Annotated in this window: 16 protein-coding genes and 4 pseudogenes; 16 read left to right on the top strand and 4 right to left on the bottom strand. The window is 60.5% G+C overall.

What is annotated here, in order from left to right:
* Nucleotides 1–48 precede the first annotated feature (48 nt).
* From CUN63_RS27045 to CUN63_RS27035, 3 pseudogenes are all read left to right on the top strand, one after another.
* A pseudogene (locus tag CUN63_RS27045) lies at nt 49–387 on the top strand (FTR1 family protein); the annotation flags it as partial.
* 5 nt (nt 388–392) lie between these two features.
* Nucleotides 393–879 (top strand): annotated as a pseudogene (locus tag CUN63_RS31855) (Dyp-type peroxidase); the annotation flags it as partial.
* Nucleotides 877–1,242, top strand: a pseudogene (locus CUN63_RS27035) (imelysin family protein); the annotation flags it as partial. The pseudogenes CUN63_RS31855 and CUN63_RS27035, both read left to right, overlap by 3 nt.
* 106 nt (nt 1,243–1,348) lie before the next feature.
* On the opposite strand, the gene pssA reads toward CUN63_RS27035, so the two are convergent.
* Nucleotides 1,349–2,692 (bottom strand): CDP-diacylglycerol--serine O-phosphatidyltransferase, encoded by a 1,344-nt coding sequence (gene pssA / locus CUN63_RS27030; RefSeq protein ID WP_129443927.1) that lies wholly within the window; start codon nt 2,690–2,692, stop codon nt 1,349–1,351.
* Nucleotides 2,693–2,909: 217 nt separating this feature from the next.
* On the opposite strand from pssA, the gene CUN63_RS27025 reads away from it, so the two are divergent.
* Both CUN63_RS27025 and CUN63_RS27020 read left to right on the top strand, forming a co-directional pair.
* Entirely contained in the window at nt 2,910–3,473 is a 564-nt protein-coding gene (locus CUN63_RS27025; RefSeq protein ID WP_129443925.1) for a TetR/AcrR family transcriptional regulator, read from the top strand.
* A gap of 56 nt (nt 3,474–3,529) precedes the next feature.
* Nucleotides 3,530–4,006 (top strand): nuclear transport factor 2 family protein, encoded by a 477-nt coding sequence (locus CUN63_RS27020; protein WP_129443923.1) that lies wholly within the window; start codon nt 3,530–3,532, stop codon nt 4,004–4,006.
* Between the two features lie 23 nt (nt 4,007–4,029).
* Here CUN63_RS27020 and sfnG read toward each other — a convergent pair whose 3' ends face one another.
* A complete protein-coding gene (gene sfnG, locus CUN63_RS27015) occupies nt 4,030–5,124 on the bottom strand; it encodes a dimethylsulfone monooxygenase SfnG (protein WP_129443921.1) in 1,095 nt (364 codons plus the stop codon).
* 289 nt (nt 5,125–5,413) lie between these two features.
* Here sfnG and CUN63_RS27010 point away from each other — a divergent pair, with 289 nt between their 5' ends.
* Both CUN63_RS27010 and CUN63_RS27005 read left to right on the top strand, forming a co-directional pair.
* On the top strand, nt 5,414–6,652 hold the full coding sequence (locus CUN63_RS27010; protein ID WP_129443919.1) for an acyl-CoA dehydrogenase family protein: 1,239 nt from the start codon (nt 5,414–5,416) through the stop codon (nt 6,650–6,652).
* A gap of 191 nt (nt 6,653–6,843) precedes the next feature.
* Nucleotides 6,844–7,623: a TSUP family transporter gene (locus CUN63_RS27005; protein WP_046046975.1), complete on the top strand. Its 780-nt coding sequence runs from the start codon at nt 6,844–6,846 to the stop codon at nt 7,621–7,623.
* On the opposite strand, the gene nudC is transcribed toward CUN63_RS27005, so the two are convergent.
* Complete coding sequence (nudC, locus tag CUN63_RS27000; protein ID WP_129443917.1) at nt 7,591–8,421, bottom strand: NAD(+) diphosphatase; 831 nt, start codon at nt 8,419–8,421, stop codon at nt 7,591–7,593. The genes CUN63_RS27005 and nudC overlap by 33 nt on opposite strands.
* 6 nt (nt 8,422–8,427) lie before the next feature.
* Nucleotides 8,428–9,240, bottom strand: a complete 813-nt coding sequence (locus tag CUN63_RS26995) for a crotonase/enoyl-CoA hydratase family protein (protein ID WP_129443916.1) — start codon at nt 9,238–9,240, stop codon at nt 8,428–8,430.
* A gap of 561 nt (nt 9,241–9,801) precedes the next feature.
* On the opposite strand from CUN63_RS26995, the gene glgA reads away from it, so the two are divergent.
* The 9 genes and pseudogenes from glgA to CUN63_RS26950 all read left to right on the top strand — a co-directional run bounded on the left by glgA (nt 9,802) and on the right by CUN63_RS26950 (nt 22,855).
* Nucleotides 9,802–11,388, top strand: coding sequence for a glycogen synthase GlgA (gene glgA / locus CUN63_RS26990; RefSeq protein ID WP_129443914.1), 1,587 nt, complete (start codon nt 9,802–9,804; stop codon nt 11,386–11,388).
* A 13-nt stretch (nt 11,389–11,401) separates the two neighbouring features.
* Nucleotides 11,402–13,198: a malto-oligosyltrehalose trehalohydrolase gene (gene treZ / locus CUN63_RS26985; RefSeq protein WP_129443912.1), complete on the top strand. Its 1,797-nt coding sequence runs from the start codon at nt 11,402–11,404 to the stop codon at nt 13,196–13,198.
* Nucleotides 13,195–15,273: a 4-alpha-glucanotransferase gene (gene malQ, locus CUN63_RS26980; RefSeq protein ID WP_129443910.1), complete on the top strand. Its 2,079-nt coding sequence runs from the start codon at nt 13,195–13,197 to the stop codon at nt 15,271–15,273. The genes treZ and malQ overlap by 4 nt, the downstream gene beginning before the upstream one ends.
* Nucleotides 15,270–18,056 carry a malto-oligosyltrehalose synthase gene (locus tag CUN63_RS26975; RefSeq protein WP_129443908.1) on the top strand — a complete coding sequence of 929 codons (2,787 nt, stop codon included), beginning with the start codon at nt 15,270–15,272 and terminating at the stop codon, nt 18,054–18,056. The genes malQ and CUN63_RS26975 overlap by 4 nt, the downstream gene beginning before the upstream one ends.
* Nucleotides 18,057–18,077: 21 nt before the next feature.
* The gene (locus CUN63_RS26970) at nt 18,078–18,395 is read left to right on the top strand and encodes a DUF2934 domain-containing protein (protein ID WP_129443906.1); all 318 of its coding nucleotides are present in this window, start codon (nt 18,078–18,080) and stop codon (nt 18,393–18,395) included.
* 114 nt (nt 18,396–18,509) lie between these two features.
* Nucleotides 18,510–20,669: a glycogen debranching protein GlgX gene (gene glgX / locus CUN63_RS26965; protein WP_129443904.1), complete on the top strand. Its 2,160-nt coding sequence runs from the start codon at nt 18,510–18,512 to the stop codon at nt 20,667–20,669.
* 1 nt (nt 20,670) lies between these two features.
* Nucleotides 20,671–20,821: pseudogene (locus CUN63_RS32435) on the top strand (acyl-CoA dehydrogenase); the annotation flags it as partial.
* A gap of 216 nt (nt 20,822–21,037) precedes the next feature.
* Entirely contained in the window at nt 21,038–21,796 is a 759-nt protein-coding gene (locus CUN63_RS26955) for a PIG-L deacetylase family protein (RefSeq protein WP_129443902.1), read from the top strand.
* A 258-nt stretch (nt 21,797–22,054) separates the two neighbouring features.
* Nucleotides 22,055–22,855, top strand: a complete 801-nt coding sequence (locus CUN63_RS26950) for an endonuclease/exonuclease/phosphatase family protein (RefSeq protein WP_046053575.1) — start codon at nt 22,055–22,057, stop codon at nt 22,853–22,855.
* Nucleotides 22,856–22,978: the final 123 nt, after the last annotated feature.

Below are 22,978 nucleotides of genomic sequence, written 5' to 3'. Positions count from 1 at the left end.
TCATTATGTTGCAAATTAGCAACCCATCTAATGACGCCGCGGTGCTGAATGCTTGTTCCTTTTCTGATCATGCTGCGCGAAGGCATTGAAGCCGCGCTGATCGTTGGCATCATCGCCAGCTACCTCAAGCAGACCGGTCGAGGTCAGTGGATGCCGGCGGTGTGGATCGGCGTATTTCTTGCCGCGGCCCTCGCGCTGCTAGTGGGCGGGGGCCTGGAACTGGTCAGTGCCGAGTTCCCGCAGAAGCAACAGGAACTGTTTGAAGGCGTGGTCGGCCTGGTCGCCGTGGGCATTCTCGGCTCCATGGTGTTCTGGATGCGCAAAGTCGCGCGTTCGATCAAACAGTCGCTGCACGTTTCTCTCGATCACGCGCCGACCGGTTCCAAACCGATTGCCGCCACGGCGACCTCAGTGTGCAGTTCTGCTCCAACACCACCGACACCAACATCCACGCCCTGCGCGACATCGTGAAAAACCTACCGGACTTACTGCTGGTGCGTTGGAAACAGGAAGGCTGCGTGCCGCCCCAGGCCCCGGCAAAACCCGGAATGCCTGCGCAAAGTGCGCGCAACTTTCTCGGTTTTCGCGACGGCTCGGCCAACCCCGATTCCAACAATGCCAAGTCAATGGACAGCATCGTCTGGTTTCAGCCCGGCAGCGACGAACCAACCTGGGCGGCCAATGGCAGCTAACAGGCCGTGCGGATCATCCGCAACTTCGTCGAGCGCTGGGACCGCACGCCGCTGCAGGAACAGCAAAGCATTCTCGGCCGGGTCAAGAGCACCGGTGCGGCGATGGGCGGCGATGGGCGGCGAGCATGAAACCCAGGTCCCGGACTATGCCAAGGACCCTGAAGGCAAGTTGACCAAGCTCGACGCCCCGGAAAAAGTGGTTGGCGGCGCCGCCGCCCTGCTTGAAGAAGTCGCTGCGACCAAGATCTCCGGTGAAGAAGATCGCTACAGCCACACCGATCTTTATGACTTCCAGGGCAACATCGACGGTGCGAAGAAAATCGTCGATTTGTTCCGTCCGCAGATCGAAAAGCAGGACGCGGTCTTCATTGCCAAAATCGACAAGAACTTCGCGACGGTGAACAAGACGCTGGCCAAGTACAAAACCAAAGACGGTGGTTTCGAGGCGTATGACAAGGTGAAAGAAAACGACCGCAAGGCGCTGGTCGGGCCGGTGAATACACTGGCTGAGGACTTGTCGACGTTGCGTGGGAAGTTGGGGTTGAACTAAACGTCGGCGTTGTCTGCAAAAAGATCGCAGCCTCCGGCAGCTCCTACATTGGAATGAGGTACGTCCTGTAGGAGCTGCCGGAGGCTGCGATCTTTTGCTTTAAGCCTTACAGAATGCGATAGAGCAACCGCTCGATCCGCACCCGACTCACGCGTTTGAGAAACTTGGCCACCGCCGCCGGGTATTCCAGCAGCGTTTCCAGTTCCTGATAACGCTCGATCCGGCGGGTGTTCTCGAAAATCTCCGCCAGCTCTTTGCGACGCGGCTCCAACAACTCGCCTTTCGGATCATCGATCAGCAAGGCGTTTTCCAGGTCGAGTCGGAACGCGCGCGGGTTGAGGTTGTTGCCGGTCAGCAAGGTGTAGCGCTGATCGATCCACATGCCCTTGAGGTGGTAGGTGTTGTCGCCGTCATGCCACAGATGCAGGTTCAGCTGGCCGCTGTCGACACTGCGATGATGACGCTTGGCGAAACGCCGCAGGCTGATTTCGTAAAGGTACGGCAGCGCCGAAATCACCTTGAACGGTTCGTTCGGCGGGATGTAGAAGTCGTTGGCCGTCTTGTCGCCGACGATGATGTCGATCTTCACGCCCCGCGCCAGTGCCCGGTTGATTTCCCGGGTCACGGGCAGCGGCAGGTTGAAGTACGGCGTGCAGATGGTCAGTTGATGATGAGCACTGGCGATCAACTCGCAAATCACTCGGCTCAACGGGTTGTTCTTGCCGACACCGAGCAATGGGCTGACCGACAAACCGCCCTTTTCCGTGGTGCCTGTCGTGGTGTCGTACGCCGCGTGCTTGAGGCGGCTGCGCAGATCGCCGATGTCGTTGCGCAGGCTGCGGGTGGTCGGCAGGTTCGGTAAATCGAGACGATGCACCGCTTTGGAGGCGATCAGACCGTGCTGGACCAGGTGCTGCATCGAATCGGCCAGGGCGCTGTTCTGTAGCAGGTGATAACGGTCGTAGCGGTATTTGTCGAACTTGTGCAGATAGACGTTGTTCAGACTTGCGCCGCTGTAGATCACACAATCATCGATCACGAAGCCTTTCAAATGCAGCACGCCGAACAGCTCTCGGGTCTGCACGGGGACGCCATACACCGGCACTTCACTGGCATGAGTACGGGTGGTTTCCTGATACCAGGCCGAGTTGCCTGGCTGCTTGCCGGCGCCGATCAAACCGCGCTGGGCGCGCAGCCAGTCAACGACCACCACCACGTCCAGTTCCGGACGCGCCAGTTTGGCCGCGTGCAAGGCATCGAGAATTTCCTGGCCGGCTTCATCCTGTTGCAAATAGAGCGCGACGATATAAATGCGCTGGGTGGCGCTGGCGATCTTTTCCAGCAGGCAACGACGAAACTCGGCAGCGCCAGAAAGGATGGTGACGGCATCGGCGGTCAGCGGAAAACTGCGCAGTTTGGGCAGCAGAGAGCGTTTGAAAAGCGACGGCATAGGGCTCGCAAAAAGGTCGAATCCGAAGAACCCGAGAGCTTACACCATGGATTGCCTTGGGTCTTGTTAGTGTCTGTAAAGGCCCCTTCGCGAGCAAGCCGGCTCCCACAAGGGAACGCATTTCAAATGTGGGAGCGGGCTTGCTCGCGAAAGCGGTTTTTCAGGCGACAAAAATATCTGCTTGACCAAGGAGAACGATCGTTCTACTGTTCGCCGCATGAACGAAATCACCAGCAACGACACACGCGACATCATTCTGGATGTCACCGAAAAGTTGATCTACAAAAGTGGCATCGCTGCCACCGGGATGGATCTTCTGGTGAAAACCGCCGGCGTCTCCAGAAAGAGTATTTACCGCTACTTCGCCAACAAGGAGGAGCTCACCGTCGCGGCCCTGCAACGCCGTGATGTGCGCTGGATGCACTGGTACAAAAGCGAAGTCGACCAGGCCGAAACACCGGCCGACCGGCTGCTCAACCTGTTTACCGTACTCAAGGCCTGGTTTGCCTCCGAAGGCTTCCGTGGCTGTGCATTCATCAATACCAGCGGCGAAACCGGCGACCCGCAAGACCCGGTTCGCCTGGTTGCCAAAGACCATAAACAGAAGCTGCTCGACTACGTGCGCGAGCTCTGCACCGAACATGGCGCCACAGACCCGGAGACGCTGGCCAAACAGCTGCTGATCCTGATCGACGGTGCCATTACCGTGGCGCTTGTCATGGGTGATCACAGTGCCGCCGATAATGCGCAATGCATGGCGCGAAAGTTATTGGACCTGTAACACTTAAACCAAGCCCGACAATTTGCTAGAACTTTACTTTGATAGGGAGACTATTAATGTCTAATGCCGAAGTTCGTCCGCCATTGCCGCCATTCACCCGTGAATCGGCCATCGAGAAAGTACGCCTGGCCGAAGACGGCTGGAACTCCCGTGACCCGGAACGGGTGTCGCTGGCCTACAACCTGGACACCAAATGGCGTAACCGCGCCGAGTTCGCCTACAACCGCGAAGAAGCCAAAGGTTTCCTGACGCGCAAATGGGCCAAGGAACTGGATTACCGCCTGATCAAAGAACTTTGGGCCTTTACCGGCAACCGCATCGCCGTGCGTTATGCCTACGAATGGCACGACGACTCGGGCAACTGGTTCCGCTCGTACGGCAACGAAAACTGGGAGTTCGACGAGAACGGTTTGATGGCCAATCGGTTTGCCTGCATCAACGACATGCCGATCAAGGAAAGTGACCGCAAGTTCCACTGGCCGCTGGGTCGTCGCCCTGACGACCATCCAGGTCTGTCCGACCTCGGCCTGTGAGCTCNCACAGGGTTTTGTGGTGTTCAGGCTACCGCGGCCTGCTGCTTGGCCGCTGCTTTTGCTTCCAGCTCACGTACCAACGGCAACACCCGCTGACCGAAATACTCCACCTCTTCCTGAAAGTGCAGAAACCCCGCCAACACCAGGTCCACGCCCACCGCTTTCAGCGCAACGATCCGCTCGGCAATCTGCTGCGGCGTACCGATCAGGTTGGTCTTGAAACCGTCGTTGTACTGCACCAGATCCTCGAACGTCGACTTGGCCCAGTTGCCCTCGCCCTCAGGTGAAGCCCTGCCTGCCTGCTTCGCCGCATCGCCAAACGCATTCACCGCCTCGGGGTCTGCCTGATCGATGATTTGCGCCAGCACGGCTCGCGCTTCTTCTTCGGTGTCGCGGGCAATGACAAACGCGTTCACGCCGACTTTCACCGAATGGTTGTTCACCGCAGCCTTGGCGCGGATGTCATCGACCTGGGCCTTGATGCCTTCCGGGGTGTTGCCGTTGGTGAAGTACCAGTCCGAAACCCGTGCCGCCATGTCCCGAGCTGCGCGGGAACTGCCACCCTGGAAGATTTCCGGCTGACCCAGCGGTTTGGGTTTGAGGCTGTAGTTGTCGAAGCGGTAGAAGTCACCGCGAAAAGTAAAGTTGTCCTGGCTCCAGATGCCCTTCAGCGAGCGGATGAATTCCTCGGAGCGGCGATAACGCTCGTCGTGTTCCAGCCAGTGTTCGCCAATCGCCTGGAACTCACCCTTGAACCAGCCGCTGACGATGTTCACCGCCACCCGGCCGTTAGTCAGCTGGTCGATGGTTGCCAATTGCTTGGCCGCCAGCGCCGGTTGCCAAGGGCCGGGCAGGATGGCGGCGATCACTTTCAGTTTGGTGGTGGCGGCCAGCAGCGCATGGCTGAAGGCGACGGATTCGTGCTGGTACTCGGCGCCGTAACCGGCGGTGAAGCGGATCTGCGTCAAGGCGTATTCAAACCCCGCCTCTTCGGCCAGTTGCGCCAGTTTGCGGTTGTAGTCGATGCCCCAGTGGGTGCGTTGCTCGATCTTGCTGACCACCAGCCCGCCGCTGACGTTCGGCACCCAGTAGGCAAATTTGACGGCTTGCTGACTCATTGGCATGTCCTCGGGACTTTAGGGATGTCCTGGGGTGAGAGCAGCAACCGTGCCAGCGCAGAATCGCGACGTGTGACACGACGGCCTTGAGCCGAGCGAGATCCCTGTGGGAGCAAGCCCGCTCCCACAAGGATCCGGGTGTGTCTGGGGCAATTTGCTGATGCACTGTTGGCGCTGCAACAGTTGCAGTCGGGGCAAACCCGTGCAAGCCCGTAATGACAGGCCTTTGAATTCGGCATGGACCGTGCAATCCCCCTTGGCACTCACTGCCGAATCAAGGAGCCGTCCCATGACCGAACACCAGGTAATCAATCCGCTGTCCATTGGCACCGACTACGAGGCGCTGGCCGCAAGGTTCCGGCCGATCTTCCAACGCATCGCCGCCGGTGCCGTTGAGCGCGAACAGTCCCGCACCCTTCCTTACGAGCCGATTCAGTGGCTCAAGGACGCCGGTTTCGGCGCCGTACGGGTGCCGGTTGAATACGGCGGCGGCGGCGCCTCCCTGCCACAACTGTTTGAGCTGCTGATCGAATTGGCCGAAGCCGATTCCAACGTGCCTCAGGCCTTGCGCGGGCACTTCGCCTTTGCCGAGGATCGCTTGAACTCGCCACCTGGGCCGGGCCGGGATCTGTGGTTCAAGCGCTTCGTCGACGGTGACATCGCCGGCAATGCCTGGACCGAAATCGGCAGCGTCGCCATTGGCGATGTCATCACCAAAGTCTCACCGCACGGCGATCAGTGGCGGCTCAACGGCGAGAAGTTCTACAGCACCGGTAGCCTGTTTTCCGACTGGATCGACGTGTACGCGCAACGCAGCGACACCGGCGGCGACGTGATTGCCGCGGTCCGGACCCGTCAGCCGGGCATCGTGCAGAGCGACGACTGGGACGGTTTCGGCCAACGCACTACCGGCAGTGGTACTTCACGGTTTATCGATGCCGACGTGGAGGCCGAGAACATCATCGACTTCGCCACCCGCTTCAAATACCAGACTGCGTTTTATCAGTTGGTGCTGCTGGCGACACTGGCCGGGATCGGTCGTGCGGCGTTGCGCGATGTGGCTCACCAAGTACGCGGACGCAAACGCATCTACAGTCATGGCAATGCGCAGCACGTCAGTCAGGATTCGCAGGTGCAGCAGGTGGTCGGTGAGATTGCGGCACTGGTGTATGCGGCCGAGGCCAGTGCTCTGAGGGCCGCGCAACCAGCGCAGCGGGCTTATGTGGCGCGTTTCTCGGGTGATGAAGCCTTGGAACAGGCAGCGAATGTCGCGGCGGAAATCGAATCGGCCAAGGCGCAGGTGGTGGTGTCGGAGCTGATCCAGCGAGCGACCACAGAGCTGTTCAATGCACTGGGGGCATCGGATACTCGGGTGGGTAAATCGCTGGACCGGCACTGGCGCAATGCGCGGACGGTGTCGTCGCACAATCCGGTGATCTACAAGGCGCGGATTGTCGGGGATTGGGCGATCAACGGGACCGAGCCGCCGTTTGTGTGGCAGATCGGGAATGGGCCACAGCACAAGTGATGTGTCGTCAGGGATGACGCCATCGCGAGCAAGCTCGCTCCCACATTTGATCTATGCCACACCGTAGATCTCCTGTGGGAGCGAGCTTGCTCGCGATAGGGCCGGAACGGTCGCCGCAGAAGTTGGATATAGGTAAGATATCGGCCCTTCCCCGCAGCCCTGTCCTGCACCCCGCCGAATAAGCCGATTCCATGCCTTTCGAACTCAGTGTTGACCTCACCACCCTGGCCATTCTGGCCCTCGTCGCTTTCATTGCCGGTTTCATCGACGCCATTGCCGGCGGCGGCGGTCTGTTGACCACCCCGGCGCTGCTGACCGCAGGCCTACCGCCACACCTGGTGCTGGGCACCAACAAACTCAGTTCGACGTTTGGCTCGGCCACCGCCAGTTTCACCTTCTACCGACGCAAGCTGTTCCATCCCAGGCAGTGGATGCACGCGATTGTCGGCACGTTGGTGGGCGCGCTGACCGGTGCTGTGGTCGCTCACTACCTGCCCGCGGAATGGCTGAACAAGATGCTCCCGGTGATCGTTTTTGGCTGCGGCGTCTATCTGTTGTTTGGCGGCACGCCGAAAGCGCCGCTGGACAGCGACGCACCGATCAAGAAAAAGTGGCAATCGACCCAAGGCTTCGGCCTCGGGTTCTACGACGGCGTGGCCGGTCCCGGCACGGGTGCGTTCTGGACCGTCAGCACGATGCTGATGTACCCCATCGATCTGGTGAAGGCCAGCGGCGTGGCGCGCAGCATGAACTTCGTCAGCAACATTGCCGCACTGTCGGTGTTCGTATTTTCCGGGCAGGTGGACTGGATCATCGGCCTGAGCATGGGCCTGTCGGTGATGGTCGGGGCGTTCTTCGGAGCTCGCACCGCCATCAGCGGCGGTGCGAAGTTCATTCGCCCGGTGTTCATCACCGTGGTGCTGGGCTTGACCGTGCGGTTAGCCTGGCAACACTGGTTCAGCGTGGCCTAAGCGCCGCGCCACATAGACGTCGATCAGGTAACGGGCAATCGAGCGTGACGCCGGCAACGGCGGCAGCTCGTGGACGTTGAACCACTGGGCGTCTTCGATCTCGTCTTCCTGACACACGATTTCGCCGCCGGCGTATTCGGCATGGAAACCCAGCATCATCGAATGCGGGAACGGCCAGCACTGGCTGCCCATGTACTGGATGTTCTTGACCTCGATCTGCACTTCTTCGCGGACTTCGCGAATCAGACAGTCTTCGGCCGATTCGCCCGGTTCGGCAAACCCCGCCAACGTGCTGTAAACCCCGGTGACAAAACGTGGCGAACGGGCCAGCAGGACTTCATCGCCACGGGTCACCAGCACGATCATGCTCGGCGAAATTCGTGGGTAATAGCGCAAATCACACGGCTCGCAGTACATCGCCCGCTCACGCGGGACTTGCGTCGCCGCCTGACCACAGTTGCCACAAAAGCGATGTTCGCGGTACCAAGTGCCAATCTGCGCGGCATAACCGAGCACCTTGTAGACCGTATGGTCGCCTTCGAGCATGAACGCCCGCAGGCCTTTCCAGTTGCAGCCCGGCACGTCGCTGTGACTGCGCAGCTCCAGCAAATAGACCGGTTCGCCGTCCAGGTGACCGATGCCATGTTCAGCGAGGATCGACAGGTCCTGGCGCTTGAGCCATTCGCGCGAAAACAGCGCGCCATTGTCATCGAACAGAAAGCCTTCGGGGCTGCGCGCCACGGCCCAGCCGCCGGCTTGATCGGTGTCCAGTACTGCGGTGGTCCAGCGTGAAGTCATTTTTAATCAATCCAGAAATTCGGGTTTCTGTTTGCTCATATGGGCGGCCATGGCCACGCGCAGATCGGTGGATTGCAGCATGGCAGCGTTCCAGGTGGCGACGTATTCGAGGCCGTCGTCGATGCGATGGTCGCGCATGTAGCTGATCATCTCTTTGGTGCCGGCGATCGCAATCGGCGACTTGCTGGCGATCTCGCGAGCAATACCCATGACACCGTCGAGCAGGCTGGCGGTGTCGCTGTAAACGCGATTGACCAGGCCCATGCCACGCGCTTCTTCGGCACCGAACGTGCGACCAGTGTAAGCCAGTTCACGCAGCATGCCGTCACCGATGATCCGCGGCAAGCGTTGCAAAGTGCCAACGTCGGCGGCCATGCCTATGTCGATTTCCTTGATCGAGAATTGCGCGTCTTCGGCGGCGTAACGCATGTCGCAGGCCGAAATCAAATCAATGGCGCCGCCCAGGCAATAACCCTGAACCGCCGCCAGTACCGGCTTGCGGCAATTGTCGACGGCATTGAAAGACGCTTGCAGGGCGAGGATCTTGCGGCGCAGCAGGCGCGCGTTGCGCCCCACGTCCTTGCCCAGTTCATTGGCCACGCCGGCCAGCATCATCAGGTCGATGCCAGAAGAAAAATGCTTGCCCGCACCACTGAGCACCACCACCCGGACTTCGTCGGTGTCGTCGACCCACTGGAAAATCTCGATGATCTCGCTCCAGAACGCGGCATTCATCGAATTGATCTTTTCCGGCCGGTTGATCTGCACATGGGCGATTTTATCGGCCAGTTCGACGGTGAACGCAGTGTACTGAGACATGGCAGTGATCCTTTTACCGGGCAGAAAATGAGGCCCGGACTATAACAAGGCATCAAGGCGCACCGTAAGGCAGCGGTTCGGCCAAAGACGGGACTGGCCGCTGCGCACCACAACGGTGCGCGAGCCTTGCCGCGCTTCGCACATTCATGTGACATCTCGACTTTTTTTTGAGGCAAAACGGTAAAAAAACATGCCCTTCGTCGGTGCGTTGCTCCCTCGAAGCGGTACGTCCGTACCTCTTAAACCGATTGTCGAACAATTTTGCCATCTGGTCTCCCCCGCTCTAAGTTCTGGCCTAGACTCAGTTCCGCGGGGCGAAACCGCCCGGTCACAAAGCGGAAAGAAAGTCGAAACTTTTGCCGGTCGTGACGTGTCAGGTTAAAGGGAGGTGCGGTGCGACTGGTGCAATCCTTGCAACGATCTCTATAGCCATTCTGCTTCATCGTATTGGCAGCGCTTGCTCACCGATGCGTAGCGCGTTTGCGCCCGGCCACAGGAATTGGCCACGAAACACCGTTTGTGCCAGACCTAAGAATTAGATCAACAACACGGGAGATTCATATGATCAGTGCGGCTTTAGATATTCAGGGAGAACGTGCTCATCAGCAGGTCGGCGAAACGAGCACTGTGAGCGCGCCAAGTCACCAATCGGTCAGCGTCCCAGGCACCAAGACGCTGACACCGGTGGCCAGTCAGAACCCCAACAAGAAGAAAGTGCTGTTCGTCACCTCGGAGATCGCCGATCTGGTGAAAACCGGTGGTCTGGGCGACGTTTCCGCAGCACTGCCGCGAGCCATGGCTCACTTGCACGATGTGCGCGTGTTGATCCCCGGTTACCCGCAAGTGCTGAACAGCGAAAACCCGATTCATATCATTGGTGAGCTCGGTGGTCACGCCGCATTGCCCCCCTGCAAGATCGGGCGCATGGACATGCCCGACGGTCTGGTTATTTACGTGTTGATCTGCCCCGAACTCTACGAGCGCGAAGGTTCGCCTTACGGTGCCAACAACGGCCGCGACTGGCCGGACAACCACATTCGTTTCGCCCGCCTGGGTCTGGCGGCCGCCGATATCGCCGCCAACCTTGCACAAATTCACTGGTGCCCGGACCTGGTGCACGCCCATGACTGGCCTGCCGGTCTGGCACCCGCTTACATGCACTGGCGTGGACAGCGCACCCCGACGCTGTTCACCATTCATAACCTCGCCTACCAGGGCGTGACCAGTCTTGGCTCGTGCCCGGAACTGGGTATTCCCATGCATGCCTTGCAACAGGAAGGCATGGAGTTCTACGGCAAGATGTCGTTCCTCAAGGCTGGCATGGCTTATTCGAGCCACATCACCACCGTCAGCGCCACCTATGCCCAGGAAATCACCACCCCGGCCTTCGGCTGTGGTCTCGACGGTTTTCTCGCCGCCAAGACCCAGCAAGGTCTGCTCAGTGGTATTCCCAATGGCATCGATGAAAGCTGGGACGCCGCCACCGACCCGCACCTGTTCTGCCCCTTCAGCATCGGCGACTGGGAAGGCAAAGCGGTCAACGCCGCCCACGTGCGTAAGCTGTTCGGCCTGGAAGAGTCCGAAGGTCCACTGTTCGCTGTGGTTTCGCGACTGGTCTATCAGAAAGGCCTGGACCTGACCGAAGCTGTCTCCGAGTACATCGTCAAATCCGGCGGGCAGATCGCGATCATCGGTCGTGGCGAGCCGGAAGAAGAACAAGCCATGCGTGAACTGGCCCTGCGCTTTCCAGGCCAGATCGGCGTGCGCATCGGTTTCAACGAAACCGACGCCCGTCGCATGTTCGCCGGCAGTGATTTCCTGCTGATGCCTTCGCGTTACGAGCCTTGCGGGCTGAGCCAGATGTACGCCCAGCGCTTCGGTTCGTTGCCGGTGGCACGCAACACCGGGGGTTTGGCCGACACCATTGAAAACGGCGTGACCGGTTTCCTGTTCGACGAATCCACGGCCGAGAGTTATCAGGAAGCCCTGAGCCGGGCCTTCAAGGTTTTTGCCTTCCCCGACCTGCTCAATGCCATGCGCTGCCGGGCCATGGCGGCGCCTTTCAACTGGTGCAAGGCGGTCGAACCGTACGCCGAACTCTACGAAAAACTGGTGACCAAGGCGCTGGGTAAATCGGGCAAACATTAAGAGGTTTTCAAAGATGCCGTTACGGACCCTTGAGACCTGGCCCCACGGCGCAATCATGCTGGACGCAGAGCACACGCGTTTTGCCTTGTGGGCGCCAGATGCGTTTTACGTCAGTGTCGAACTGGAAGATGGACAATCCTTGCCACTCCTGCCTCAGGCGGATGGCTGGTTCGTGATCAACACCCGCTGCCCCGCCGGCACGCGTTACCGCTACAACATCGACGGCGAGCTGGAGGTGCCCGACCCGGCCTCCCGCGCGCAGGCCGGTGATATCGACCGCCACAGCGTGGTGGTCGATCCACTTGCGTATCAATGGCAACACAGCGCCTGGCTCGGGCGGCCGTGGAATGAGGCGGTGATCTACGAATTACACGTCGGTGCGCTCGGCGGCTTCAGCGAAGTCGAGCAGCACCTGGCGCGCCTCGTGGAGCTGGGCATCAGCGCGATCGAATTGATGCCGCTGGCGCAGTTCCCCGGTGATCGCAATTGGGGTTACGACGGGGTTCTGACCTACGCGCCCCAAGCCTCCTATGGCACTCCCGAACAACTCAAACACCTGATCGACACCGCCCACGGCCATGGCCTGGCGGTGATTCTCGACGTGGTCTACAACCATTTCGGCCCGGACGGCAATTACCTGCATCGCTACGCCAAGGGCTTCTTCCGCGAAGACAAGCACACGCCTTGGGGTGCGGCCATCGACTTCCGGCGGCGCGAGGTGCGGGACTTCTTCATCGATAATGCGTTGATGTGGTTGCTGGAGTACCGCTTCGATGGCTTGCGCCTGGACGCGGTGCATGCCATCGAAGATCCAGACTTTCTTCAGGAACTGGCGCAAAAGGTTCGCCAGCAAACCGATCCGGCCAGGCATGTGTGGCTGACCGTTGAAAACGAACACAACCAGGCCAGCCTGCTCGAAGAAGGCTTCGACGCGCAGTGGAACGACGACGGCCACAATGCCTTGCACGTGCTGCTGACCGGCGAAACCGACGCCTATTACGCCGACTATGCGCAAAACCCCACCGAGCAACTGGCTCGCTGCCTGAGCCAGGGCTTTGTGTTTCAGGGCCACGTGACCCGTCACGGTACAACCCGTGGCGAGCCCAGCGGTCATTTGCCGCCCTGTGCTTTCGTGCTGTTTCTGCAAAACCACGACCAGATCGGTAACCGCGCCTTGGGCGAACGATTGCATCAACTGGCCAACCCCGACGCGCTGAAGGCAGCCACGGCATTACTGCTGTTGTCACCGATGATCCCGCTGATGTTCATGGGTGACGAGTTCGCCGCCAAGCAACCGTTCCTGTTCTTCACCAGCCATCACGGTGAACTCGCGGAGCTGGTCCGCGAGGGACGACGTAACGAGTTTGCCGCCTTCAGCGCGTTTGCTGATCCGCACAAACGCGAGCAGATTCCCGACCCCAACGCGCGCCAGACCTTTGAGGCTTCACGCCCCGAGCTGACATCAACCCGACAATCCGCCATGCACGACCTGTATCGCCAACTGTTGCAGGTCCGCCATCAGCAGATCATTCCCCGCCTCCCCGGTGCTCAAGCATTGGGCGCGGACGTGCTGGGCGCAGGCGCAGTAACGGCGCGCTGGCGACTGGGCGATGGCAGCCTGCTGTGCATTGACCTGAACCTCAGCGACACACCTGTGGTCCACTCCCCACAGGCCGACGCTTCGTTGTTGTTCGAATACCCGCCACAGTCAGCCGGCCTGTTGGATCAGGGCACGCTTGCCCCGTATTGCGCGCTAGTCAGCCTCACGGCCGCAGCCCCTTTGCTAACCCCGGATGGAGAGCGCCAATGAGCGATGCGCAACTGGAAATACTGGCCAGCCGAGCTGGCCTGGCTGTCGACTGGATCGACGCCAACGGCCGCCCACAGAAAGTCGCTCCATCAGTGTTACGCAACGTCCTCATCGGACTCGGTCACCCGGCCGGCAGCGCTCAGGAAATCGACGCCAGCCTGCTTGAACTGCAGCAGGTGCAACAGACCCGACACCTGCCGCCGCTGCTGACCGCCGACTTCGGTGTTGGCCTCAGCCTGGCGCATTACTTTGAGCCTGAAACACCGTGCGAGATCCACCTTGAAGATGGCTCGCGACTCAACCTGAAACTGGATGCCGAGGCGATGCTGCCCGGCCTGGTCCCGGTCGGTTATCAACACGTCAGCATCGACGGGCAGGAATTTACCTTGGCCGTTGCACCGACGCGCTGCTACAGCGTCGGCGATGCCGTCGACAGTCCGATCCCGCGCGCCTGGGGCCTGAGCGTGCAGCTGTACTCGCTGCGTCGTCCGGGCGATGGCGGTTTCGGCGATACCCAGGCGCTGGAAGACCTGGCCCGTGTAGCCGGTGAACGCGGTGCCGAAGCGTTGGCGATCAGTCCGCTGCATGCCATGTTCGGCAGCGATACCCAGCGCTACAGCCCGTATTCGCCGTCCAGCCGTTTGTTTCTCAACAGTCTGTACGCCGCACCGGGCGCGATCCTGGGTGACCGAGCGTTGCGGACCGCGATTGATTCCACAGGCCTGGCGGCAGAACTCAAGCACCTTGAAGCCTTGCCCTTGGTTGATTGGCCGGTAGCGGCCGAAGCCAAACACCGTCTGTTGCAGGCGTTGTACGAAGGCTTTGTCCAGGGTGAACACCCGTTGCATGCCGACTTCAGCAGTTTCCGCCACGCCGCTGGCGAGGCCCTGGAAAACCACTGCCGCTTCGAAGCCATTCAAGAAGCCCGCGCCGCCAAGGGTGAAAGCCTCGACTGGCGGCATTGGCCCGAGCAATGGCAAAACCCGCGTAGCGCGGCCCTGGCCGAATTCGCCGAAGAGAACGCCGGGCACATCGGCTTCTTTGCCTTCTGCCAATGGCTGATCACCCGCTGCCTGGAGCGCGCACAAACCGCCGCCCGCAGCGCCGGCATGAGCATTGGCCTGATCGCCGATCTGGCGGTGGGTGCCGATGGCGGTGGCAGTCAGGCCTGGAGTCGTCAGGACGAATTGCTCGCCTCGCTGACCGTGGGCGCACCGCCCGACATCCTTAACCGCACCGGTCAGGGCTGGGGGATTTCCGCGTTCTCGCCCGAAGGTCTGGTGCGCAATGGCTTTCGGGCCTTCATCGAAATGCTCCGCGCCAATTTTGCCCACGCCGGTGGCCTGCGCATCGATCACGTCATGGGCCTGCAACGACTGTGGGTGATCCCCAATGGCGCGTCACCCGCCGACGGCGCCTACCTCTATTACCCGGTGGACGACCTGCTGCGTTTGCTGACCCTCGAGTCCCATCGCCATCAGGCCATCGTCCTCGGTGAAGACCTCGGCACCGTAGCGGATGGTCTGCGAGAAAAGCTCGTCGCCCGTTCGATCCTCGGCATGCGCGTGCTGTTGTTCGAACAGGACAACGCGCGCTTCAAACCAATTCTCGACTGGCCGGACAACGCCCTCGCGACCACCAGCACCCATGACCTGCCGACGCTCAATGGCTGGTGGCATGGCCGCGATATCGACTGGAACGCCCGACTCGGCCTGGTCGACGCCCCGGGTGAAATCGAATGGCGTCACCACCGTGAACGCGAGCGTGAAGGCCTGCGTCGGGTGTTGAGCGAGGACCCGCAGAACTTTCGCGAAGAGTCCCATGAAACCGATCAGGTGCTCGACGCCGCAATACGTTTCCTCGGTCATACCCGTGCGCCGCTGGTGTTGCTGCCGCTGGAAGATGCCTTGGGCATCGAGCAGCAGGCCAACTTGCCCGGCACCACCGACACGCACCCCAACTGGTCCCGACGCTTGCCCGGCGTCAGTGAAGCCTTGCTCGATGACCCGGACGCCGCCCGGCGCCTGGAACTGCTCGCCTGCGCGCGGCTTCAGGCGGCCGAGCGTGACCAATGAAGCAAACGCTTATCCAACCGCTGCGGGCAACCTTGCGGCTGCAGTTCCATAAAGACTTCACGCTGGACGATGCGGTGCCGCTGGTGCCGTACTTCGCCAGCCTCGGTATCAGCCATGTCTATGCGTCACCGCTACTGAGTGCTCGTGCCGGTTCCATGCATGGCTACGACGTCGTGGACCCGACCACGGTCAATCCGGAGCTGGGCGGCGAAGCGGCGCTGCGGCGTTTGGTCAGCGCATTGCGCGAGCTGAACATGGGGCTGATCCTCGACATCGTCTCCAACCACATGGCCGTTGGCGGTGGAGATAATCCCTGGTGGCAGGATTTGCTGGAATGGGGACGCCTGAGTCCTTACGGCGAGTTCTTCGATATCCAGTGGCATTCACCCGACCCGTTGATGGAAGGCCAGTTGCTGCTGCCCTTCCTCGGCAGCGACTACGGCATAGCCTTGCAGGACGGCACCCTGCCCCTGCGCTTCGATGCGCAAAAGGGCGCGTTTTATGTTGAGCACTATGAGCATCACTTCCCGATCTGCCCGACCCATTACGGCGAACTGCTCAGAACCGATGACCCGCTGACCGCCGAATCGCTCAAGTCGCTGGCAGACCGTTTCAGCACCTTGAGCTACCAGACCGACGCCCACAGTCTGGCGATGCCGCTGAAAACAGAGTTGCGTGAACTGGCTAGCGATCCGGCGATTCTCCAGGCCATCCAGCAAAACCTCAGCGCTTACGACTCGCTCACCGCCGAAGGTTTCCAGCGCCTGCACCAGTTGCTTGAACACCAAAGCTATCGCCTGGCCAGTTGGCGCACGGCGGCCGATGACATCAACTGGCGGCGTTTTTTCGATATCAACGAACTGGGTGGCTTGCGGGTTGAACGCCCCGCCGTGTTCGAAGCCACCCACGCGAAAATCTTCGAGCTGGTAGCCGAAGGCCTGGTTGACGGTTTGCGCATCGACCACATCGACGGTCTCGCCGACCCTCGGGGTTACTGCCGAAAATTGCGGCGGCGGGTCGACAGCCTGTCGCCGGATCGGCACCTGCCGATCTACGTCGAGAAGATCCTCGGCGAAGGTGAAACCCTGCACCGCGACTGGTCGGTGGATGGCACCACGGGTTACGAGTTCATGAATCAGCTGTCGCTGCTGCAACACGCGCCCGAAGGCGCCGACACCTTGGGCGAACTGTGGAATCGTTACAGCGAACGGCCCGCCGATTTCCGTCAGGAAGCGCAACTGGCCCGCCAGCAGATCCTCAACGGTTCCCTCGCCGGAGACTTTGAAAGCGTCGCCCAGGCCCTGTTGCAAGTGGCCCGGGATGACCTGATGACCCGCGATCTGACCCTCGGTGCGATCCGTCGGGCGTTGCAGGAACTGATCGTGCATTTCCCGGTGTACCGCACCTACATCAGCCCCCGTGGGCGTTCGGCTGAAGACGATGTGTTTTTCCAGCAAGCCATGGACGGTGCGAGGCTTACCCTCGGCGAGGCCGACTGGCCGGTGCTCGATTGCCTGGCCAACTGGCTGGGCGGTGAACCCTGGCGCAAACACCCGTTGGGCCGGCCGCGCAAGATGCTCAAGCATGCCTGTGTGCGTTTTCAGCAACTGACGTCGCCGGCGGCAGCGAAGGCTGTGGAGGACACCGCGTTCTATCGCTCGGCGACATTGTTGTCGCGCAATGACGTGGGCTTCAGCACCGAGCAGTTCAGCGCGCCGGCGGCTGATTTCCATGCGACTTGCATCAACCGTCTCGAAGCGTTCCCCGATAATTTGCTGGCCACTGCGACCCACGACCACAAACGCGGCGAAGACACCCGCGCGCGCCTGGCGGTGCTGAGCGAGCGCAGTGCCTGGTACGCCGAGCAAGTCCCGCTCTGGCAGGCCCTCGCCCGCCCCCTGCGCGACGACGACCAGATGCCGACTGCGGGCGATGAGTTGATCCTCTATCAAGCGATCCTCGGCAGCTGGCCGCTCGATTTGCGCAGTGACGATCAAGCAGCCTTGGAGAACTACACTCAACGAGTGTGGCAGTGGCAACAGAAAGCCTTGCGCGAAGCCAAGTTGCAAAGCAGCTGGAGCGCGCCAAACGAGGCTTACGAACAAGCGGTTCACCAATTCCTGCAACGTCTGCTTCTGAGCCCTGAAGGTGAGCTGCTACGCGCTGCCCTCGGCAAAGCGGCCAAGAGCATCGCCGTCCCCGGCGCACTCAATGGATTGGCGCAAACCTTGCTGCGCATGACCGTGCCGGGGGTACCGGACCTTTATCAGGGCAACGAGTACTGGGACTTCTCGCTGGTCGATCCTGACAACCGCCGGCCGGTGGATTACGCCAGCCGTCAGCAGTCGATGCAGACGCCATTGGAACTGCCAGAATTGTTGGCTAACTGGCGTGACGGGCGCATTAAACAAGCGCTGATCGCTCATGTGTTGAACCTGCGGCTGGAGCACACCGAACTGTTTCGGCGAGGGACGTATCAAGCCCTTGAAGTCGTCGGCAGCCAGGCTCACCGGGTGCTCGCATTTGCTCGCTCGCTGGAAGGAAAACGCGCCATCGTCATCGTGCCGATACGCTGCGCCGAACTGCTGAAAAACAGTGCCGAACCCCGGATTGGCGCGCCGCTGTGGGGCGATACACGGGTCAAATTACCGTTCACCGCCCCTGATGAAAATTTAGAGGGACTTTTTTCAAGCACACCAGTCACACCCCAAAGGGAACTGAACATCAGCACCGCGCTGGGGGATTTCCCGATCAATCTTTTTATCCAAACTACCCACACTTGAGTTCAGTTCAGGAGCATTGCGATGAGCACTAACGATAAACGCATCCGCGAATTCGCCTATCAGATCTGGGAATCGGAAGGAAAACCCGAGGGTCAGGAAGCCCGCCACTGGGAGATGGCTCGCAAACTGGCTGAAGCCGAAGCCCTGGCACCGAGCAAATCGCCAAAAGCCGCTGGCAGCAAAACCGCCGGCACCAAGGCCCCTGCCAGCAAAGCCAATGGCAAGGCTGCCGAGCCAAAAGCCAAAGCCAAGCCCGCCGCGGCATCGAAGGTGATCCCTCCGGGCGAAAAAGCCAACGAGAAAAAACCTCGAGCAGCGCGTAAACCGCCCGCGGTCTGACGCCTCTCACCTTTGTCCTGATTGACCTCGTGGCGAGCCTTCTCGCCACCGAGGGCTCGCTCGCCCTCAAAAAAAACCAGAGCCAAGAACTGAACCCCCTTTGCAGGAGTACCTATGACCAGTCCGAAGAAAGCCGCGCCAGAACCTCAGGTCGAGGCCTCGCGAATCCGTGAAGGCTTGCCCTTCCCGCTGGGCGCGACCTGGGATGGCCTGGGGGTCAACTTTGCCTTGTTTTCCGCCAATGCCACCAAGGTCGAGCTGTGCATCTTCGATGATGCCGGCGAGGTCGAACTGGAACGCATCGAACTGCCGGAATACACCGACGAGATCTACCACGGCTACCTGCCCGACGCGCATCCGGGGATGATCTACGGCTACCGTGTCTACGGCCCGTACGACCCGGCGAACGGTCATCGCTTCAACCACAACAAACTGCTGATCGACCCCTACGCCAAACAACTGGTCGGCCAGTTGAAATGGTCCGAAGCGCTGTTCGGCTACACCATCGGCCACCCCGACGCCGACCTCAGTTTCGATGAACGGGACAGCGCGCCCTTCGTGCCCAAGTGCAAGGTGATCGACCCCGCCCACACCTGGGGTCACGACCATCGGGTCAGCGTGCCGTGGGACAAGACCATCATTTATGAGACTCACGTGCGCGGTATCAGCATGCGTCACCCCTCCGTCCCCGAGAATGTGCGCGGCACCTTCGCCGGGTTGATGGTCGATGATGTGCTGGAACACATCCGCAAGCTCGGCGTGTCGACGGTGGAATTGCTGCCGATTCATGCCTTCGTCAACGACCAGCATCTGTTGCACAAAGGCATGACCAATTATTGGGGTTACAACAGCATCGCGTTCTTCGCCCCCGACCCGCGTTACCTGGCCAGCGGCAAAATCGCCGAGTTCAAGGAGATGGTTGCGCACCTGCACGAAGCCAATCTTGAAGTGATCCTCGACGTGGTCTACAACCACACCGCCGAGGGCAATGAGCAAGGCCCGACCCTGTCCATGCGCGGCATCGACAACGCCTCCTACTACCGCTTGATGCCCGACGACAAGCGCTTCTACATCAACGATTCCGGCACCGGCAACACCCTGGACCTGAGTCACCCGTGCGTGCTGCAAATGGTCACCGACTCCCTGCGCTACTGGGCTTCAGAAATGCACGTCGACGGTTTCCGCTTCGACCTGGCAACCATTCTCGGGCGCTACCACGACGGCTTCGACGAACGTCACAGCTTTCTTGTGGCCTGCCGTCAGGACCCGGTGCTGCGCCAAGTGAAGATGATTGCAGAAGCCTGGGATTGCGGCCCCGGCGGCTATCAGGTTGGTAACTTTCCGCCCGGCTGGGTCGAGTGGAATGACAAATTCCGCGACACCGTGCGTGCGTTCTGGAAAGGCGACGACGGCCAACTTGCGGACTTCGCCAGTCGCATGACCGCCTCCGGCGAGATGTTCAATCAGCGTGGCCGGCGGCCGTACGCCTCGGTTAACTTCGTCACCGCCCACGACGGTTTCACCCTCAACGACCTGGTGTCGTACAACGACAAACACAACGAAGCCAACGACGAGAACAATCAGGACGGCAGCAACAACAACCTGTCCTGGAACCATGGCGTCGAAGGCCCGACCGACGATCCCGAGATCAATGAGCTGCGTCAGCGCCAAATGCGCAATTTCTTTGCCACGCTGCTGCTGTCCCAAGGCACGCCGATGCTGGTGGCCGGCGACGAATTCGCCCGAACCCAGGAAGGCAACAACAACGCCTATTGCCAGGACAGCGACATCGGTTGGGTCAATTGGGACCTGAGCGAAGACGGCAAGGCCCTGCTCAAGTTCGTCAAACGCCTGATCAAGTTGCGCCTGACCTACCCGATCCTGCGTCGCGGCCGGTTCCTGGTGGGCAATTACAACGAGGACATCGGCGTCAAGGACGTCACCTGGCTCGCGCCGGATGGCAGCGAAATGTCCATCGAACAATGGGAGGAAGGCCATGGCCGCTGCCTCGGCATGCTGATGGATGGCCGCGCCCAGGAAACCGGTATCCGCCGCAAGGGCGGTGACGCGACCCTGTTGCTGGTGGTCAACGCGCACCACGACATCGTCAACTTCACCTTGCCGGAAGTGCCTGACGGCTATCACTGGACGTGCATGATCGACACCAATCAACCGTCGATTCGCGGGCAGGAACGCTTCGAGTTCGGACACGAATATTCCGTCACCGGTCGTTCTCTGCTGCTGTTCGAATTGCAGCATGAGGAAGAAGAGTGAAATGGACCTTCAGGGGTTTCTCCAGCGTCAGCCAGGGGATTACGCCGACACTCAGGCGCTAGGCCGGTGCCCTGCGGGCGCTGGTGGAGGCTGAACTTGATCAGCTTCCGCTGCCGGGTAGCGGCCAGTCGCTGGAGCGATTCCAGCGACTGCTTGCAGAGTGCCTGCAAGCCGCCTAGACCCCGGCGCAACATGAGTTGGTTTCGCGTTTTGGTGATTTTTTGCGGGACATGGCGCAGGTCGGGTAAAAAAACGTACCGGACGGAACATCGAGGCGACGAATAGCGTGTCATGAGCAATACTCTGCTCGCGGCAATCCAGGGTTTGGAGCGCTGCACATTGCTATCAACGAGAACAAGGACGTAGCCATGAAAACGGTCACCATCAGTGAAAGCATCCCGCCAGTACAAATCTGGAACAGCGCCCCGCAACTGGACAACATTCCTGTCATCAGCACTCAGACCTTGGTCCCCGCCGGCGCACGCGCTGTAGTGATTGCCCCACACCCTGGCGATGAAGTCGTGACCTGCGGCGGCCTGCTGCAGTTGCTCAGCGCCCTGGGACATCCGCTCCAGTTAATCTCGATTACCGACGGCAGCGCCAGCCATCCGGGCTCGCAACAGTGGTCGGAGAAACGCTTGAGCGTGTTCCGCCCCCAGGAAAGCCTCGAAGCCTTGCGCCGGCTCGGGCTGCCGATGCACAGCCTCAAATGGATTCGTGGCGGCTTCACCGACAACGCCCTGGCCGAACGCGAATTTCAGATGACTCAATTCATTGCCCGTTATTTACGCCCCGGGGATGTGGTGTTCAGCACCTGGCGCGAGGATGGCATTGTCGACCATGACGCCGTCGGCCGGGCTAGCGTCAAGGCCGCGGCCATGGTCGGGGCGGCGCTCAACGAAGTACCGGTCTGGGCCTGGCACCGGCCAACGCGTGATCGAGGGCTCATCCCGTGGCATCGCGCGCGCAAGGTTCGCCTGGACACCTGGACCGTCGCGCGCAAAAGCCACGCTACCCACGCCTATGCCAGCCAGCTCGACGGCGAGCCGGCCATCGGCCTCGCCCCGCTGCTGCCCCCGGTGCTTCTGGAGCGGATACGGTTGCCTTATGAAATTGTCTTCGTCTGACGTAGCGCTGGTAGCAGCCTGTAGCAGCTGTCGAGCCTGCGAGGCTGCGTTCGACTGCGCAGCAGTCGCCATCCAGAACATGGAGTTTGCCTGACACACCGCGTTGCCGGTCTTACGACTGCTACGCAGTCGAACGCAGCCTCGCAGGCTCGACAGCTGCTACATTCTGGCGTGAAGGCTTCTTGCGACGAATCACTCTGAACTGCCCGCCGCTGTATCAGTCGCATACATAAGCAGTCCTGATTCAGAGGAGTGAACGTGACCAGTGATTCCAAGTGGCAGGCCGTCGAATCATCTCCATTGAACACGCCCCCGGCGATTCATCGACTGAGAGTGCTGACGGTCAACACCCACAAGGGTTTTACCGCACTCAACCGACGTTTCATTCTCCCGGAACTCCGTGAAGCGGTACGCAGTACGTCGGCGGACCTGGTGTTCCTGCAGGAAGTCGTCGGTGAACACGACCGCCATTCCACTCGCTACAACGATTGGCCGCAGACCTCACAATACGAGTTCCTGGCCGACAGCATGTGGAGCGACTTCGCCTACGGTCGCAACGCGGTCTACCCCAACGGTCACCACGGCAATGCCCTGTTATCGAAATACCCGATCCGCGAACACCGCAACCTCGACGTCTCGATCACCGGCCCCGAACGCCGCGGCCTGCTGCATTGCGTTCTGGATGTACCGGGGCACACTGAAGTCCATGCGATCTGCGTTCACTTGAGTCTGCTGGAAAGCCATCGCCAACTACAGCTCCAGCTACTCTGCCAACTGCTCGAATCGTTACCCGACGATGCGCCGGTGATTATCGCCGGTGACTTCAATGACTGGCAGCTGCAAGGCAACACTGCCCTCGCCCGACGCGACTATCTGCATGAAGCCTTCGAGCGCCACCACGGTCGCCCGGCAAAAACCTATCCTGCGCGTTTTCCGCTGCTGCGCCTGGATCGGATCTATCTGCGCAATGCCAGCAGTCATGAGCCGCGAATACTGGGGCACAAGCCCTGGACGCATTTGTCGGATCACTTGCCGTTGGCGGTGGAAGTGCATCTTTGAAACACCATTAGCTTCGTAGACTGCTGTGCCGGCCTGCGCCTATGGGGCAACCGCACCGCGCGCCTGACCCAGCGTCATCCACATGCGCAAATTCGGAAACGTGCGCCGCACCAAACACGTCGT

The sequence above is a fragment of the Pseudomonas sp. ACM7 genome (assembly GCF_004136015.1).
Classification (GTDB): Bacteria; Pseudomonadota; Gammaproteobacteria; order Pseudomonadales; family Pseudomonadaceae; genus Aquipseudomonas; species Aquipseudomonas frigoris.
This window is presented reverse-complemented; position numbering and strand designations above follow the sequence as displayed.